General features: G+C 42.2%; 13 protein-coding genes. 3 read left to right on the top strand and 10 right to left on the bottom strand.

The features are described 5' to 3' along the window. The first annotated feature begins 120 nt into the window (after positions 1-120). Positions 121-1,479 carry a dGTP triphosphohydrolase gene (dgt, locus tag PY091_RS11955; RefSeq protein ID WP_275649886.1) on the top strand — a complete coding sequence of 453 codons (1,359 nt, stop codon included), beginning with the start codon at positions 121-123 and terminating at the stop codon, positions 1,477-1,479. Here dgt and PY091_RS11950 read toward each other — a convergent pair. Together PY091_RS11950 and PY091_RS11945 are read right to left on the bottom strand one after the other, a co-directional pair. Next, positions 1,476-2,534 (bottom strand): DUF3078 domain-containing protein, encoded by a 1,059-nt coding sequence (locus tag PY091_RS11950; protein WP_275649885.1) that lies wholly within the window; start codon positions 2,532-2,534, stop codon positions 1,476-1,478. The two genes, dgt and PY091_RS11950, sit on opposite strands and share 4 nt — an antisense overlap. Continuing rightward, positions 2,525-4,336 (bottom strand): 1-deoxy-D-xylulose-5-phosphate synthase, encoded by a 1,812-nt coding sequence (locus tag PY091_RS11945; protein ID WP_275649884.1) that lies wholly within the window; start codon positions 4,334-4,336, stop codon positions 2,525-2,527. Before PY091_RS11945 ends, PY091_RS11950 begins: the two co-directional genes overlap by 10 nt. A gap of 50 nt (positions 4,337-4,386) precedes the next feature. Here PY091_RS11945 and PY091_RS11940 point away from each other — a divergent pair, with 50 nt between their 5' ends. Continuing rightward, positions 4,387-4,836 (top strand): nucleoside deaminase, encoded by a 450-nt coding sequence (locus tag PY091_RS11940; RefSeq protein ID WP_275649916.1) that lies wholly within the window; start codon positions 4,387-4,389, stop codon positions 4,834-4,836. Between the two features lie 54 nt (positions 4,837-4,890). On the opposite strand, the gene PY091_RS11935 is transcribed toward PY091_RS11940, so the two are convergent. From PY091_RS11935 to aspS, 4 genes are all read right to left on the bottom strand, one after another. Continuing rightward, positions 4,891-5,085 (bottom strand): cold-shock protein, encoded by a 195-nt coding sequence (locus tag PY091_RS11935; RefSeq protein ID WP_127136214.1) that lies wholly within the window; start codon positions 5,083-5,085, stop codon positions 4,891-4,893. Positions 5,086-5,168: 83 nt separating this feature from the next. Further along, complete coding sequence (locus PY091_RS11930) at positions 5,169-5,429, bottom strand: hypothetical protein (RefSeq protein WP_275649883.1); 261 nt, start codon at positions 5,427-5,429, stop codon at positions 5,169-5,171. Then, entirely contained in the window at positions 5,426-7,210 is a 1,785-nt protein-coding gene (locus tag PY091_RS11925; RefSeq protein WP_275649882.1) for a chloride channel protein, read from the bottom strand. Before PY091_RS11925 ends, PY091_RS11930 begins: the two co-directional genes overlap by 4 nt. A 64-nt stretch (positions 7,211-7,274) precedes the next feature. Then, a complete protein-coding gene (gene aspS / locus PY091_RS11920; RefSeq protein WP_275649881.1) occupies positions 7,275-9,023 on the bottom strand; it encodes an aspartate--tRNA ligase in 1,749 nt (582 codons plus the stop codon). A 362-nt stretch (positions 9,024-9,385) separates the two neighbouring features. On the opposite strand from aspS, the gene PY091_RS11915 reads away from it, so the two are divergent. Beyond that, positions 9,386-9,736 carry a toxin-antitoxin system YwqK family antitoxin gene (locus PY091_RS11915; RefSeq protein WP_275649880.1) on the top strand — a complete coding sequence of 117 codons (351 nt, stop codon included), beginning with the start codon at positions 9,386-9,388 and terminating at the stop codon, positions 9,734-9,736. Positions 9,737-9,810: 74 nt separating this feature from the next. Here PY091_RS11915 and PY091_RS11910 read toward each other — a convergent pair whose 3' ends face one another. From PY091_RS11910 to PY091_RS11895, 4 genes are read right to left on the bottom strand one after another with little or no spacing between them, the layout of a single operon-like run. Further along, positions 9,811-13,323: an efflux RND transporter permease subunit gene (locus PY091_RS11910; RefSeq protein WP_275649879.1), complete on the bottom strand. Its 3,513-nt coding sequence runs from the start codon at positions 13,321-13,323 to the stop codon at positions 9,811-9,813. Positions 13,324-13,343: 20 nt separating this feature from the next. Then, on the bottom strand, positions 13,344-14,513 hold the full coding sequence (locus PY091_RS11905) for an efflux RND transporter periplasmic adaptor subunit (protein WP_275649878.1): 1,170 nt from the start codon (positions 14,511-14,513) through the stop codon (positions 13,344-13,346). 23 nt (positions 14,514-14,536) lie between these two features. After that, the gene (locus PY091_RS11900; protein ID WP_275649877.1) at positions 14,537-15,868 is read right to left on the bottom strand and encodes a TolC family protein; all 1,332 of its coding nucleotides are present in this window, start codon (positions 15,866-15,868) and stop codon (positions 14,537-14,539) included. After that, positions 15,869-16,441 (bottom strand): TetR/AcrR family transcriptional regulator, encoded by a 573-nt coding sequence (locus PY091_RS11895; protein ID WP_417957145.1) that lies wholly within the window; start codon positions 16,439-16,441, stop codon positions 15,869-15,871. Positions 16,442-16,471 lie beyond the last annotated feature (30 nt).

Below are 16,471 nucleotides of genomic sequence, written 5' to 3'. Positions count from 1 at the left end.
TATAAATCCGCAATAAGGTTAACAAAATGTTACCAAATACGGCCCTAAAAATATCAATATTTTCCCAGTGTTGGACATAGGTTCATCTTTTGATATATCTTCGCTACAAATCAAAAGCCAATGAACTGGGAGCAGCTACTCTCTTTAAGACGTCACGGGGATACGGGAAAACGATTGCGAAAGGAACAAAACGAGACCCGGCTCGGGTTTGAAGTAGACTATGACCGGATTGTTTTTTCATCGGCCTTTAGAAGTTTACAGGACAAGACCCAGGTGTTTCCCATGCCGATTGCCGTCGGTTCCCAAAAGAATTTCGTTCATACTCGTTTAACCCATAGCATGGAAGTTTCCGTTGTGGGTCGAAGCCTTGGACGGATAGCAGGGCAACAAATATTGACGAAATATCCATTTTTGTCCGAAGTCCATGGACATCATTTCAATGATTTTGGAGCTATAGTCGCTGCAGCGGCATTGGCACATGATATTGGTAATCCTCCATTTGGACATAGTGGGGAAAAGGCCATAGGAAACTATTTTAAACAGGGCAATGGAAAATTCCATGAAGACGCCTTGACACCTGAGGAATTCCAAGACCTGATAGATTTTGAAGGCAATGCCAACGGTTTTAAACTTTTGACAGAATCCAGGGAAGGTGTACCTGGCGGATTGAGATTGAGCTATGCCACATTGGGTGCTTTTATTAAATACCCCAAGGGGTCCCTGCCCAAAAGACCGTCAAAAAATATTGTGGATAAAAAATTTGGCTTTTTTCAATCGGAAAAGGAGTTTTTTGCCGAACTGGTGGAAGAAATTGGGCTCTTGCCTAACCCAAATCATCCGAAAACCGGTTATTTGAGGCATCCGTTGACTTATTTGGTCGAGGCGGCCGATGATATTTGCTACACCATAATTGATTTTGAGGATGGTATTAATTTGGGATTGATACCTGAGGAATATGCCTTGGAATATCTTATCAATTTGGTGAAGGATAACATTAACACGAAAAAATACAATGCCATGACGACCTCAAGCGATCGTTTGAGTTACTTGAGGGCACTTGCCATCAGTACTTTGATAGGGGATGCAGTGGATGTTTTTGTGAAGAATGAAGAAAAAATCCTAAAAGGGGAGTTTGATGTTTCCTTGTTGGACAAGGGCAAGTATACCGCACAGATCGACGACATCATTAAATTAAGTATTGAAAAAATTTATCAATCCACCGAGGTCGTGGACAAGGAATTGGCGGGTTACCGAATTATTTCCGATTTGTTGGATATGTATACGACGGCCTTGATCAATGTGAAGGAGGGAAGGGACACCAATTACGATCGATTGCTGATCAAAAGTCTACCTGAAAATTACCGGAACACCGACACATCCATATATAAAATATTATTGGACACGAGTTGCTTTGTGGCCAGTCTGTCCGATAGTGCAGCAGTGCATATCCACGATAAATTGACGGGAAGAAAGATCTAAAACGAATAGAGCAGTCCTACTCCCAATAACTGTTTGAATTGTATTCGGGATATGCCAGGATCCACGATGGTCCCGTCTTCCGCTATTTGTTCATCAAACTTGATGTCATCATCAAAGATGATGTGCGTTCCAATATTGGCATTAAGGAAATTATTGACCTTTAGGTTAAAGTTCAATTCCCAATCCACATCAATGTTCCCGAAACTACGAACATAATCGGTGTACAGATTCAGCCGGTGGTTCATGAGCACATTTTTGGCGATTTCCGATTCCCACGTATTGGTAATAAGAAAACCAAGCTCTAAAAATACCTGCTGCCCTTCTTCCACACCAAACGCCCCTTGGTTGGAAAGGGTCTCGTCAAGTACAAAGGTGGATTTCATGGTGGCCGGTGAAATATATAGATTAAAATTATCCTTGGGTGGAATATAGGAGGTACCCACACCGACAAAGAGATAACCGGGAGCCATAAACCTGGAAATGGGCGTTTCCCTATCCGGGTATTTATACCCGTTGGAGAATTGGGTCCGTATGTTGGCCTTTACGGAATAATACCAATTGGTGATGGTGTCTTTTCTAAAACTCAAAGTGGTGGAAAGCCGAATCTGGTCGTCCGTTTTCCGAAGTTTTCTTCCTTCCTGAGCATTGAGTCCGTATCGAAGCTGTACCTCGTTGTTCCAGTTTAAATAGCGAAACTTATAGTTCCTGGAGAAATCTGCACTTGCAAGTGCAGAGACCGAATTATCCCCCCCGGCATTCCAGTTAACAAAGGAGACCTCGCTTATATTGAGCCCGAATTTATTTACCTTTTTCCAGAAAGAAGTAGGTTTGAATCGATTGTACCAAATGCTCAATGGCTTAACCCGGTTCAATACGGTTCTCGGGTCTGTAAGTTTAGCACTTCTTGTAAGATATTTTAGCTTAACGTCCTTGATGCGAACTATCTTGAATCCTGAATCGGTACTGTCAGGTTCAAAAACCTTGAGTCGGGTAATCTGTGCGTTTGCCGATAGAAAAACAGAAAGGAACAGAATCAAAAAACAGTTTATTCGCATTGGTCTAAGGTTGATTGTATGTATGAGTGAATGCTATCAAAATCTATACCAGCCAGTTGATGGGTCTCGGTGATGGTTCCTTGTTCCACAAATTGGTCGGGTATGCCAAATATTTTGATAGGGTTGGTATAACGCTCTTTGTTGGCAAATTCTAGAACTGCAGAACCAAAGCCTCCAATTTTGGTCCCATCTTCAATGGTGATGATATGCCCATAGTCTTTAAAAATGGTCTTGAGCAGGTCTTGGTCCAATGGTTTTACAAAACGCATATCGTAATGACCAACTTCTTCTGGTCTGTCCAGCCTATCGATTAATCCCGCTATGCCATTTCCCATATGGCCTATAGTAAGTATGGCCATTTTTGATCCTTTTTTCAAACACCTGCCCGTACCGATTTCAATAGGGTCAAATTTATTTTTCCAATTGATGTTCGCCCCACGTCCTCTCGGGTACCTTATGGCCAAGGGATTTGCCAGTCCCAGTTGTGCTGTGTACATAATGTTGCGGAGCTCCATTTCGTTCATAGGAGCAAAAACGATAAGGTTCGGGATACAGCGTAAAAAGGCCATATCAAAAACGCCATGATGAGTAGGGCCATCCTGACCTACCAGACCAGCACGGTCCAAACAAAAAATGACGGGAAGTTTTTGTAAGGCTACATCATGGATTACTTGGTCGTAGGCCCGTTGCAGAAAAGTGGAATAAATATTACAAAAAGGAACGAGTCCTTGGGAAGCCATTCCAGCGGAAAGCGTTACGGCATGTTGTTCGGCGATGCCCACGTCAAATGCCCGGTCGGGTATTTGATCCATCATAAATTTTAAGGAACTTCCGCTTGGCATGGCGGGCGTTATCCCTACTATCTTGGTGTTCTCTAGGGCCAATTCCACAATGGTATGCCCAAAAACATCTTGGTATTTTGGCGGTTGGTCCTTCCCCGATTTTTTTATTCTTTCCCCTGTTGCTTTGTCAAACTTTCCAGGGGCATGGTAAACGACCTGGTCTTCTTCAGCCTGTTTAAGTCCCTTGCCCTTTGTTGTAATAATGTGAAGCAATTTTGGTCCATCCACATGTTTTAAGCGTTCGAGTTCCGAAACAAGGGCGTTTAAATCATGACCATCAATAGGTCCTGAGTAATTTAAGTTAAGGCATTCAAAGATGTTTTCATCCTTAGCTGTACCCGCTTTTACATTGGTAAGATATTTTTTTAGGGCCCCTACGCTAGGGTCGATCCCAATGGCGTTGTCATTTAGAATTATAAGCGCGTTTACATTGGTCACACCCAAGTGGTTAAGCCCTTCAAAGGCCATGCCGCTGGCTATCGATGCATCGCCCACCACGGCAATGTGCTGTTTTTTTAAGTCACCATCTAACCGGGAGGCCATGGCCATACCAAGGATTGCAGAAATAGAGGTGGAGCTATGTCCGGTTCCAAAATCGTCGTATTCGCTCTCCGAACGTTTTGGAAATCCACTTATTCCGCCCAATTGACGATTGGTCTCAAATATTTCCTTGCGTCCCGTCAATATTTTATGCCCATAGGCTTGGTGGCCAACATCCCAGATCAGTTTGTCCTTTGGCGTATCGAAAACATAATGTAACGCAATGGTGAGTTCCACTACTCCCAAACTTGCACCCAAGTGGCCTTCTTTGGTAGAAACTATATCAATAATAAACTCCCTCAATTCTTGGGCGAGTTTAGGTAACTTTTCCAAGGGTAATTTCTTGAGTTCCTTAGGGGATTCGATATGTGTTAAAAGCCTTTCCAATGAATAAAAAACAAAAGTATCGATTCTGCTCAAAATTATTTTATGTGTAGCTTAGCAATCTGTTGAATTTGATGGAAAAAATTGTGGAGAACCCCTTTGATGACAACTATTTTATGAAGAAAGCCATTCAAGAGGCGGAAATGGCCTTTGAAAATGGTGAAGTACCGGTGGGTGCCGTAATTGTTGCAAACAATAGGATAATCGGAAGAGCCCATAACCTTACGGAACGCCTAAAGGATGTAACGGCCCATGCCGAAATGCAGGCCATTACGGCCGCCTCCAACTTTTTGGGCGGTAAATATTTACATGGCTGTACCCTGTACGTTACTTTGGAACCCTGCCAAATGTGTGCTGGAGGGTTATATTGGAGCCAAATATCTAAGGTGGTCTACGGGGCCTCCGATTTGGAGCGTGGCTTTAATGTAATGGGTGGGCACTTGCACCCAAAGACCGAAGTAGTAGGCGGTATTATGGAAAAGGAAGCTTCCGAACTGCTAAAAAGGTTCTTTATACAAAAAAGGAACCTTAATTAAATGAAAAAACCCGGACTTGCCGGGTTTTAAGATCAAAATCAAAATAAAATATTATTATCCGATTACCTGCACTTGTGCAGCAACCACTCCTTTTCTTCCTTCTTCTTCGATGTATTCTACTTTGTCGCCTTCGTTCAATTCTACTCCGTTCAATGCCGTAACATGAACAAAGATGTCTTTTCCTGTGTCGTCGTTTGTAATGAATCCATAACCTTTGGAATCATTGAAAAATTTTACTGTACCAGTCATTAAAAATTAAATAAAATGTTAAAACACGAAAGTAGTTTATTTTGTGTGTGATTGTATAAAAAGAAGTTTAAATCTTATGAAAATTATTGATTTTCAGTGTTTTTGCGTTCTTTTTCTTGCATTTTCTTAATATTTTCCTTGGTGAGCATATAATCTTTCATGTTTTTCACCTTACTTTCTTTCCATAAAAAAAGCGGCATGGCCACCAAAAAGAGGCCAATGGTTCCCCCGCCAATGAATTTTGGGGCTATAGGGTCGTCTTCTTTCAAGGAAAGTCCATAGAATATGGACCCCAAAGCGGATAACATGATTAAAAAAACGAGATGTTTCAGTTTGAATTTCATTGAGAATAATTGATCAATTTTCTGCGATAGGCCGTCAACATTTTTGATTTTGAGATGAAGCCTTCGTATTTACCTTTCTTAATGACAGGTAGGTTCCAAGCTCCGCTGTCCTGGAATTTTTTCATGACCTGTTTCATGTTGTCCGTTTCGTAGAAGATAACTTCTGGCGGGGCATGCATCAAATTTTTAACATATACCGTATCGTATAGTTCTGTGTCGAACATCATGGGCCTTATATCATCCAGGACGATGATACCGATTAATTTTTTATCGTCGTTCAATACCGGAAACAGGTTTCTTTTGGATTTGGAAACGGACTGGTGTAGCATTTCACCTAAGGTCATCTCCGGATGTATGGGCTTAAAATTCTTTTCTATTACATCGTCCATTTCCATAAGCCCAAGGACCATTTGATCCTTGTTGTGTGACAAAAGTGCTCCGATTTTGGCCAATTCTTTGGTGTAAATGGTATAGTCGAGCGCGTTTTTGGTAATTAAATAGGAGATGGCGGCCGTAATCATCAATGGTACAAAAAGCTGGTACCCACCTGTTATTTCCGCAATCAGGAAGATGGCGGTCAAAGGGGCGTGTATTACCCCGGCAATAAGGCCTGACATTCCAATAAGGGTAAAATTGCTTTCGGATACGGAGAATCCCAGCCCCAAGTTATTTATCACTTTGGCGACCACATTGCCCAATGCACTTCCCATTACCATTGTAGGGATAAATACTCCACCAGCACCGCCCGCACCAATGGTAGTCGTCATGGCGATGGCCTTAAATATGGTAATGCCGAACAAAAGGGCGATCACTACCCAGATGTTGTCGGTATAATTATCAAAAGGAGTTGTGCCGAGAGCCTTTAAATGGTCCCCGTCCAATAGGTTGTTGATGAACCCGAAACCTTCACCATAGAGTGGGGGAATGGCATAAAGCATTACACCAATGGCAATACCGCCCACCAATAATTTGTATTTGGGGCTTTTTAGCTTTTTAAAAAGTGAGAGTATGGCAAAGTACATTTTGGTGAAGTAAATGGAAGCAAAACCGGTTCCCACTCCAAGAAGGATGTAAAATGCCGTGTCTTTTAATTTAAAGCCTTCGGACAGGGAAAAGCTGAACAATATTTCGTTTCCCAGGAAAAAATAAGATGTCAATACCCCTGAAATGGAAGCCAATAGGAGGGGCAACATGGACATCATGGTAAGGTCCAAAGTAAAAACCTCCACTGCAAAGATTATAGCTGCGATGGGAGATTGAAAAATTGAAGCAATAGCTCCGGCCGAGGCACAGGCCACCAGTAAGGTCCGCGTTTTGGCATCGATATGGAACAATCGACTTAAATTGGAACTTACGGCCGACCCCGATTTTACCGCTGGACCCAACAAACCTACCGAACCACCAAAGCCTACAGTAAGCGGAGCGGTGATCAAAGGAGAGTAAATATCTTTGAGCTTTAAAAGACCTCGTTTTTTCGAAAGAGAGAAAATGATGGATGAAACGGCATGCTGTAACGGCTCCTTATGGACAAATTTGACATACAGGTATACGAAAGTCAGTCCGATAGTGGGCAATATGAAATAGAGCTGGTTCTCGGAAAACACTATCCCCCTTTTTAAAAGGGATTCTATAAAATAGGTGGAGTTTTTTAGGGTTACCGCTACCGTACCTGCCAAGAAACCGACTATCAGGCTCATTATCTGAATAAAGGTCCTGTTGGAGATATTCCTATACCGCCATTTTAAAAATTTGGTGAACAGTTTTTTGGTGCTGTAGGGCATTGAGGTCCAATAAGGTGATTAAAAGTATTAAAAAATCCCGCTAACTATGCGGGATTTTTTAATATCACAAGTCCAATTTTAAATGGAGCTCTTTTAATTGTTCTTGGTCAATGTTGGCTGGTGCATCGATCATCACGTCCCGTCCACTGTTGTTTTTAGGGAATGCAATGTAGTCGCGAATGGTTTCTTGCCCGCCCAAAATAGCCACCAATCGGTCCAATCCGAAGGCAATTCCGCCGTGGGGTGGTGCGCCGTATTGGAAAGCATCCATTAAAAAGCCAAATTGTGCTTTGGCTTCTTCTGGTGTAAAGCCCAAATGTTTGAACATGGTTGCTTGGGTATCTTTGTCATAGATCCTGATGGATCCACCGCCTATTTCGTTTCCGTTCAACACCAAATCGTAGGCATTGGCCTTTACTTCCCCGGGCTTTGATTCCAATAATTCCAGTTGACCTGGCTTTGGAGACGTAAAAGGGTGGTGCATGGCATGATAGGTTCCGGTCTCTTCGTCCAGTTCCAACAATGGAAAGTCGATTACCCATAACGGAGCGAATTCGTCCGACTTTCTAAGCCCCAAACGGGTTGCCAATTCCATGCGCAATGCGCTCAACTGTGCACGGGTTTCATTGATATTGCCCGAAAGTACACAAATAAGGTCACCTGCTCGTGCACCTGTGACTTCGGCCCATTTTGCCAAATCTTCTTGGTCGTAGAACTTGTCCACTGAAGATTTAAAGCTGCCATCTTCATTACATTTTACATATACCATGCCTTTGGCACCTACTTGAGGGCGTTTTACCCAATCAATGAGCTTGTCAATTTCCTTTCTGGTATAATCCGCTGCGCCTGGAACTGCAATTCCAACGACCAACTCCGAAGAATTGAATACATTAAAATCTTTATGTTGTGCAACTTCGTTCAGTTCACCGAACTGCATTCCAAAACGTATGTCCGGTTTGTCGTTCCCGTAGAGTCGCATGGCATCATCATATGTCATTCGAGGAAAAGCATCCACTTCCACACCTTTGATCTCTTTTAATAGATGCTTGGTCAAACCTTCAAAAGTGTTCAAAATATCCTCTTGTTCCACAAAGGCCATCTCGCAATCTATTTGAGTGAACTCAGGTTGGCGATCGGCACGTAGGTCTTCGTCCCTAAAACATTTCACAATCTGAAAATATTTGTCCATTCCTCCGACCATCAATAGTTGTTTGAAAGTTTGGGGGGATTGTGGCAATGCGTAGAACTGTCCTTCGTTCATACGGCTCGGTACCAAAAAATCCCTTGCTCCTTCTGGAGTGGATTTAATCAAATATGGGGTCTCGATATCTATAAAGCCTTGGTCGGAAAGATATTTCCTCACTTCCATGGAGACCTTGTGCCTAAATATAAGTTTGTTCTTTACTGGGTTTCTACGAATGTCCAAGTATCGGTACTTCATTCGGATGTCCTCTCCACCATCGGTATCGTCCTCAATGGTGAAGGGAGGGAGCAAAGAATTGTTCAGAATGGTGAGCTCGGTAACAAGTACTTCAATTTCTCCGGTAGGAATGTTCGGGTTTTTCGAAGCGCGTTCAATCACCTCGCCCTTGGCCTGAATTACAGTCTCCCGACCCAACTCTCTTGCTTGCTCCAAAAGTTCCTTGGACGTGCGTTCCTGGTCAAAAACCAATTGAGTAATTCCATAACGGTCGCGCAAATCCACCCAGGCAACAAAACCTTTATCGCGGACTTTATGCACCCAACCACTTAAAATAACTTCTGAACCTATATCCGATGCCCTTAGTGCACCGCAAGTATTGCTTCTATACATGACGTTTGTTATGAGAGCGCAAATTTAATAGGAATGTGGGTATTTTTTACTGGATCTGTGCTTTTTCTGTGTTTTCAATGCTTCATTCAGGAATTGATCAATATTGTTATAATTAGGTAACATTAAATTAACATAAAGGATACATTTTGGTTATTTTGTGAAGGAAAAGAGGTTGAATTCATCGTTCAAAGTGTTAAAATTCACCAGTGTTGAAAAATTCAAGTAGCTGAAATACAAATAAATACAGTTTTAAAGTTAAATTAATGTAAACTAAAGGTTATCTAAATGTGTGATTAACGTAAAATTTAAGTAACTTTGTAACGTTATCATTAGGTACTAACAATATTTAAATCCCATAAAACATGAAAAAAGCAGTATTATTTTTGGCGGTGATGTTTGCGGTTAGTGTATCTGCTCAAGATACGAAGCCGACCTTTGAAAAAATGGGAAAAATGGTGAAAGCCACTTATTTTCACGACAATGGCGAAATTGCCCAAACCGGTTATATGTTGAACGGAAAGTTACATGGCGATTGGGTTATGTTCAATGTCGAAGGTAAAAAAATAGCCACAGGTCAATATGACAATGGTGAAAAGACCGGAAAATGGTTTTTTTGGCAAAATGACGAATTGAGCGAAGTGGACTATACGGACAATCGTGTAGCACAAGTAAAAAATTGGAGCCAAGGCGATGCCGTTACGGTAAACCAATAAGTTAAAATCAGTGTTTAAGAAAAAGCCCCGACCATTTGGTCGGGGCTTTTTTGTTAGGTAATTTTTTAGGCTTCCTATGAGGTGACAGTTTCAATCTGTTCCTGTTTTCGTTCCTGACGTTCTAACTTTCTTTTTCTAATTCTCAGCTTAAGTTTATAAACCAGAGTGAACAATATCGGAACAACTACCAAGGTTAAGAATGTGGCGACGATCAAGCCATAGATGACGGTCCAGGCCAATGGACCCCAAAATATTACGTTGTCACCTCCAAAGTAAATGTCCGGATTGAATTCGCTCATCAATGTAAAGAAGTTGATATTGAACCCTGTGGCCAATGGAATAAGTCCTAAAATTGTTGTGATGGCGGTTAGCAATACGGGACGCAATCTCGATTTTCCACCTTTTACAACGACTTCCAACAAATCTTCCTGTTCCAAAAGGTCATCATCTTCCAAGTCCAGATTCACCTTTTTCCTGTCGATCAACAATTGGGTGTAATCCAATAAAACCACACCATTGTTCACTACAATTCCTGCCAATGATATGATGCCCATCATGGTCATCATGATCACGAAAGCACTACCTGTGGCCACAAGACCGCCAAAAACCCCGATCAAACTCAAGAAAATGGCCAGCATGATAATGCCAGGTTTGCTGATCGAATTGAATTGAAAGATCAAAATAAAGAAAATGAGTCCGAGACCCGTGAAGAAAGCTCCCATCAAAAACACCATTTGCTTGTTCTGTTCCTCGATCTGTCCGGTGTAATCAATTTTAATGTTATCGGGCAAATTCTCGAAGTCGTTCATTTCCTCTTGAATCTTTCCAACAATTGCACCTGCATCGGTATATCCAGAGGCCAGTGCGGAATAAACGGTAACTACCCGCTTAACATCACGGTGTTTAATGGCACTAAACCCGGTACTGTTGGTTTGTTTTGTAACCGCGGAAATAGGTACTTCCTTAATCTGTCCGCTCGATGGGTCCCTAAACGTAATACGCTGGTTGAACAATGCACTGGTATTATAGCGATCATCTTCACTGAACCTTACATAGATGTCATAATCCTCGCCGCCCTCTTTGTAGATACCTGCTTTGGAACCGAAAATTGAACTACGGAGCTGTTGACCGATTTGTCCTGTGGCAACTCCAAGTTCACCGGCTTTTTTACGGTCTACCTGAACCAACATCGACGGCTTTGATTTGTTCACATCAATTTTTAGCTCGTCGATACCAGGAATATTTCTTGAGTTGATAAAGTTTCGCATCCTTTCGGCCGTATTGATCAACTCGGTATAGTCCTCACCTTCCAATTCTATGTTTATGGGGTAACCCACTGGAGGTCCGACTGCATCCTTTTCCACGGAAATCGCTACGCCGGGATATACATCTTTCAATGCTTCCTGAACTTTCTTCAATAGCTCCTGACTGTCCGCACCTTCACGATATTTAAACTCGCGCAGTGTAGCGGTAATTTTACCCCTGTTCGGCATCTCGGCACTGGAACCACCATCGGTTTGGGGGTTACCAGCACCTTCACCCACTTGAGAAACGGCACTTTCTGTCATAAAGTTATAATCACCGTTCATATAGGCATCCGAGTTAATGATGTCGTACACGCGCTGCTCAATATCCTTGGTGATCTTATTGGTCTTCTCGATATCCGTACCTTCCGGATATTCGATGTACACAATGATCTGGTTAGGTTTGTTGTCCGGGAAGAACTCTACCTTGGTTCTTTGGCTTTGAACCGATGCTCCAAATCCAATGAAAGCAATCAACAACAATACAAAAGTGGTAATGGCTATATATATAGGTCTTCTACCTGCCAAAGAAAAGCGTAGGGTTTTTTCATACAGGCTTTCCCATTTCGGCAAGATTCTATTTTGAAAGATCCCTGCCCAGTTTCTAAGGAAAAGGCGATAGATCCAAAGCAAGATAGCCGTAAGGACCATTAGGGATCCCAAAGCCCTGTACTCGCCTCCAAAAATGATGATAAGGATGCCTATTACAGAAATAATGGATGTTATTCGGACAATCTGCTTTAATGGCATTTCCTTGTCTTCTGTAGTCATATACCTTGACACTAGTACAGAGTTGAAAAAGATGGCTACAAACAACGATGATCCCAAAACCACCGAGAGGGTTATAGGGAAGTATTTCATGAACTGCCCCATGATACCCGGCCAAAGGCCAAGTGGCACAAATGCCGCTACGGTGGTTAGTGTTGAAATAATGATGGGGAAAGCAATCTCACCGATACCTTTTTTTGCAGCTTCGATCCTCGGCATCTTCTCCTCATCCATCAATCGATAAATGTTTTCCACTACAACAATACCGTTGTCCACCAGCATTCCCAGTCCCATGATCAACCCAAATAGAATCATGGTGTTCATGGTATAGCCTATGGCGTCCAAGATCATCAACGACATAAACATCGACATGGGGATGGCAAAACCAACGAACAAGGCGTTTTTAAACCCTAAGAAAAACATCAGTACGGTTACAACGAGAATGATACCGAAGATGATGTTGTTCACCAGATCATCCACTTGACCAATGGTCTTAGAGGACTGATCGTTGGCTATGGTAACCTTTAGGTCTTGGGGGAATTCGTTCGCAATGGCATCGTCCACGATTACTTTGATCTGATCTACGGCCGCTACCATGTTTTTTCCAGATCGTTTCTTAACATCCAACATGACTACAGGTTCCCCGAATTCACGAGCATAAGTGGTTTTGTCTTCCTCTTTAAACGAAACCTTTGCGATATCCTTAAGATAAATAGGGTTGCCATTTTCGGACTTTACCACAAAATTTTCCAACTCGTCGGGTTCGTCTATCTCTCCCACAATTCGGATTGTCCTGCGTTGACCACTGGCCACAAGGTTTCCGGCAGATGTAGTCAAGTTTTCGTTGCTGATACTGTTGATGACATCATTAAAACTGACTTTGGCAGCCATCATTTTGTAAATATCCACGGCAACCTCCACTTCTTTTTCCTGGGCACCACGAATATCAACCTGTTTAATTTCTTGAAGACCCTCAATTTCATCTTCAAGGTATTCGCCGTACTCTTTTAATTTCTCAATGGGATAATCCCCGGAAATATTGATGTTGAGTATGGGCATTTCTTCGGACAGACTGAGGTCGAAAACATTGGGTTCCACTTTGGCACCGTTAAATGTGGGCCAGTCTTCGCCTGCAGTTTTCGAATCTACTTCGTCCTTTACCTTTTGGAGTGCTGCCTCAACGGATATGTTTTCATCGAATTCGACAATGATCATGGAATAATCCTCTTGGGAAGTTGAGGTAATCTCCACCAAATTGCTCACTGTCTTGAGTTCGTCCTCCAAAGGATCGGTAATGAGTTTTTCTATATCCTCTGCTGTATTACCGGGATAAATGGAACTAATGTATATTTTGGTTTCCTTTACCTCAGGAAAACTTTCTCTGGGCATGCTAAAATAGGCCATGCCACCAAGGATAAGGATTACCAAGATCAACACATACATTGTGGTCTGGTTGTCAATGGCCCATGAGGACAGCCGAAATTCCTTGTCTACGCTTTTCTTTTGTTTGCTCATAATTGAAATCTGTTGGCTGTCTAGCTGTTTTTTATGTTGACCTTTTGTCCTTCTTTTACACTTCTGGCCCCTTCATCTATAATGGCGTCCCCTTCATTGATTCCAGAGAGGACCTCTACAAAATCGCCTTGGGTCTTTCCGGTTTTTACCACTACTTTTTTGGCAACTGGGTCATTTTTAATGGAGTCTGCCTCCACTAAAAACACATATTGCTCACCATCGGCGTTTTCCGATAGGATGCTTTGTGGAATTAAAATGGCATTTTCACTGGTGTAATCATTGATCATGACACGAGCAGTAAGGTTTGGCTTAATTTTTCCATCCTGACTTGGTACGGGAATCTCAGCCGTAAAAGAACGGTTGCTTGGATTAATGAAATTACCGGTCTGTCTGATCGTGGTGGCTACACTATCGCCCAATACCGGGAAGTAAACCTTTACATTTTTGCCAGGGGTCACGTTGGTCAAATGACTTTCAGGTACTTCAACTTCAATATACATGTTGGAAAGGTTCACTATTCGGAACACTTCGGAACCTGGTCCTGGACTCACAACGGTACCTTCATCCTTGATCACATCGTCGATAATTCCTGTGAATGGTGCTCGGATGCTCGATTTACCTACTTGGCTTTCCATCTGCTTCACCGCACTTTGTTGGGCTTCGTAGTTGGTTTTTGCTTGGAGATATTGAATTTCGGAACCAATGTTCTGCTCCCAAAGTCTTTTTTGACGTTCAAAAGTGGTTTTGCTCAATTCAGCCTGGGTTTTCATTTGCGCCAATTGGCTGGAAAGTCCTCCGTCATCAATAGTGGCCAATACTTGACCTTTGGTCACTTTTTGGCCTTCTTTTACATAAACCTTGTTCAATGTTCCTGACATTTCAGGATAAATAAGCACATTTTGTTTGGTCATCACATCACCTTGGAGTTCTAGGTAATGGTCAAACTTTTGTGGGTGTACCTCTATGGTGGTGACCAAAGGTAGCTTGGCGGTGTCATCCAATAGGGCTATGGCGGAATCCAAGGACTTCAATTGTGTTTCCAAGGCCTTTTTTTCGCTTGAAATTTCTGAATGTTTGGCACGAATGGCCTCAATATCCTTGCTGGCCAATACTTTGTCCAATGACTTGCCGCTGTCACCACAAGATGCCAGTATTACCGCAGATAGAGTTATATATATAGCTTTTTTCATGATGGAATGGTTTTCTTTTTCTGTTATTGATTTATGATGTTTTCCAGTTCGGTCTTTTTGTTGATCACATCGACCATGGACTGTAAATATTCTTGCTGGCTCGAATACAATTGAGTCTGTGCTTGTCTTAGCTCAAAGCTCGTGGCAAGCCCTTCGGAATATTTGATTTGATTTTTCTTTTCGATACGTTCTGCCAGTTCCAGATTGTCCTTGGAAGTGCCATATTGCTCTATGGCAAGGATATAGTCGCTTTTGGCACTTTCCAATTGAAGCCTTATTTGGGCCTGAGCTTCGGTAAATTGTGTTTTTGCCTTTTCAAGGGCAATTTTTGCTCTTTGTGTACTTGCGCTTCGGCCCAATGAACTAAATATGGGTATGTTTAGGTCCACACCTAAAATGGATGAACCGAACCATTGTTGACCACTGTCCAAAAAGGTAAAGTTGTTGCTAAAGGAATTACCGCCATAATTGACAAAAGCATTTAACGTAGGTAAGGCACGACTTTTGGCCAATTTCAGCTCAAGGAAACGTTGTTCGTTGAGGTTGGCGGCCATTTTGTAATCCACATTGTTCTCTATGTTAAATTCGGAATCAATTAAACCAAGATCAATCTGACGTTGAGTTAGATCATCCAAGTTTTCGGTGAGTACCGTTGGGCTTTCAATGGGTAGCCCTAAGACAAGATTCAACATCTGAAGGGTGATTTCCTCCATCCTACGGGCATTCTTGAGCTGATTGTCCACTGTGGATAAGGTTATCTGCAATTGGTCCACACTTTCTTCATCCCCAAGACCATTTTCGTAAATGCGTTTGGTCTCGTAGAGGTTTTCTTCGAGCGTAGCCTTGTTCCTTTCGGATATCAACACACTTTCTTGGGCCAAAAGTACGTTGCCGTATGCCTCTACGACAGATTTTCGAACATCAAGCGCTGTTTTTTCCTTGTTGTTCTGGCTGTATTCCAAAAAGGTTTTCGTAGCCTGGACACCTACGATATAGGATCCGTCAAAAATCTGTTGCCTCAATGTAGCGGTTGCCGACATGGACTGGGCCTGCCCAAAAACCACCTCTTGGTAAGTGCCTGGCTCCCCGCCAAAAAACTCTGCAGGAATCTGCGATACGGGCTGCTTTAATTGGTTTTGATAACTGACCGCCCCACTAATTTGAGGAAGTCCGGTTGCGATGGTCTCCCATTTCTGTTTCTGGGCATCCAAAATGTCCCTACTGGCATTGATAGCACTGTAATTGTGTTCGAGAGCATAGGAAATGGCCTCGTCCAAACTAAGACTGGGTATGGTGTCTTGGGCAGATGCCAACCAAGGGAGTATAAGTAGTAGACTGATTAACGTATTTCGCATTTATTCTTGATTTGAATTGATGATTGAGTTGAGTGTTTTTCTTCCTTCCGGAGTAACGATGCCCCTTAGGTGATATTCCAAATAATTGTCCAACAATTGAGGTTGACTAAAAATATCCGTGGGAAACAATTTGTTGTTTTTTATGGCCATGACTCCAGAAAAATAGATTCTGGATACGAATTCCACATTGAGGTTCGCCCTGTAAATACCCAGATTAATTCCTCTTTGTACGTTTTCGGCAACGCACTTGTTTGTGCATTCGAACTGAATTTGCATCAACGATTTGAATATTTTCGGGTAGTACTTCTGCAATTGGTAAAGTGGTGATGATTTTTCATCTTTCATGTGAAGCATCACAAACTTTTTGATCTCGTACAATTCTTCGATCGGATTTTTCTCGAATGAAATAATATCATTGATTCCACAGGTGATATACTCGGACATGGACATGGTGGTCTGTTCTACCAGCTCATGTTTATTTTTAAAATAGGAGTATATCGTTTTTTTGGATATGCCCATCTCATGGGCCAGGTCGTCCATGGTAACGCTCTTAAAACCTAGGTTTAAGAACATTTCAGTTGCTTTTTGAATAATATTTTCCCT

The organism is Flagellimonas okinawensis (assembly GCF_029194005.1).
GTDB classification, from domain to species: domain Bacteria; phylum Bacteroidota; class Bacteroidia; order Flavobacteriales; family Flavobacteriaceae; genus Flagellimonas; species Flagellimonas okinawensis.
The sequence above is the reverse complement of the archived record's forward strand: the minus strand, read 5'-3'. Positions and strand labels throughout refer to the sequence as shown.

Bases quoted from the DNA above. Each gene is read 5' to 3' on its own strand.
- PY091_RS11900 (WP_275649877.1), bottom strand. From the start codon at position 15,868: ATGCGAAATACGTTAATCAGTCTACTACTTATACTCCCTTGGTTGGCA.
- PY091_RS11895 (WP_417957145.1), bottom strand. From the start codon at position 16,441: ATGTTCTTAAACCTAGGTTTTAAGAGCGTTACCATGGACGACCTGGCC.
- PY091_RS11930 (WP_275649883.1), bottom strand. From the start codon at position 5,429: ATGAAATTCAAACTGAAACATCTCGTTTTTTTAATCATGTTATCCGCT.
- PY091_RS11950 (WP_275649885.1), bottom strand. From the start codon at position 2,534: ATGCGAATAAACTGTTTTTTGATTCTGTTCCTTTCTGTTTTTCTATCG.
- PY091_RS11910 (WP_275649879.1), bottom strand. From the start codon at position 13,323: ATGAGCAAACAAAAGAAAAGCGTAGACAAGGAATTTCGGCTGTCCTCA.
- PY091_RS11925 (WP_275649882.1), bottom strand. From the start codon at position 7,210: ATGCCCTACAGCACCAAAAAACTGTTCACCAAATTTTTAAAATGGCGG.
- PY091_RS11935 (WP_127136214.1), bottom strand. From the start codon at position 5,085: ATGACTGGTACAGTAAAATTTTTCAATGATTCCAAAGGTTATGGATTC.
- dgt (WP_275649886.1), top strand. From the start codon at position 121: ATGAACTGGGAGCAGCTACTCTCTTTAAGACGTCACGGGGATACGGGA.
- aspS (WP_275649881.1), bottom strand. From the start codon at position 9,023: ATGTATAGAAGCAATACTTGCGGTGCACTAAGGGCATCGGATATAGGT.
- PY091_RS11915 (WP_275649880.1), top strand. From the start codon at position 9,386: ATGAAAAAAGCAGTATTATTTTTGGCGGTGATGTTTGCGGTTAGTGTA.
- PY091_RS11905 (WP_275649878.1), bottom strand. From the start codon at position 14,513: ATGAAAAAAGCTATATATATAACTCTATCTGCGGTAATACTGGCATCT.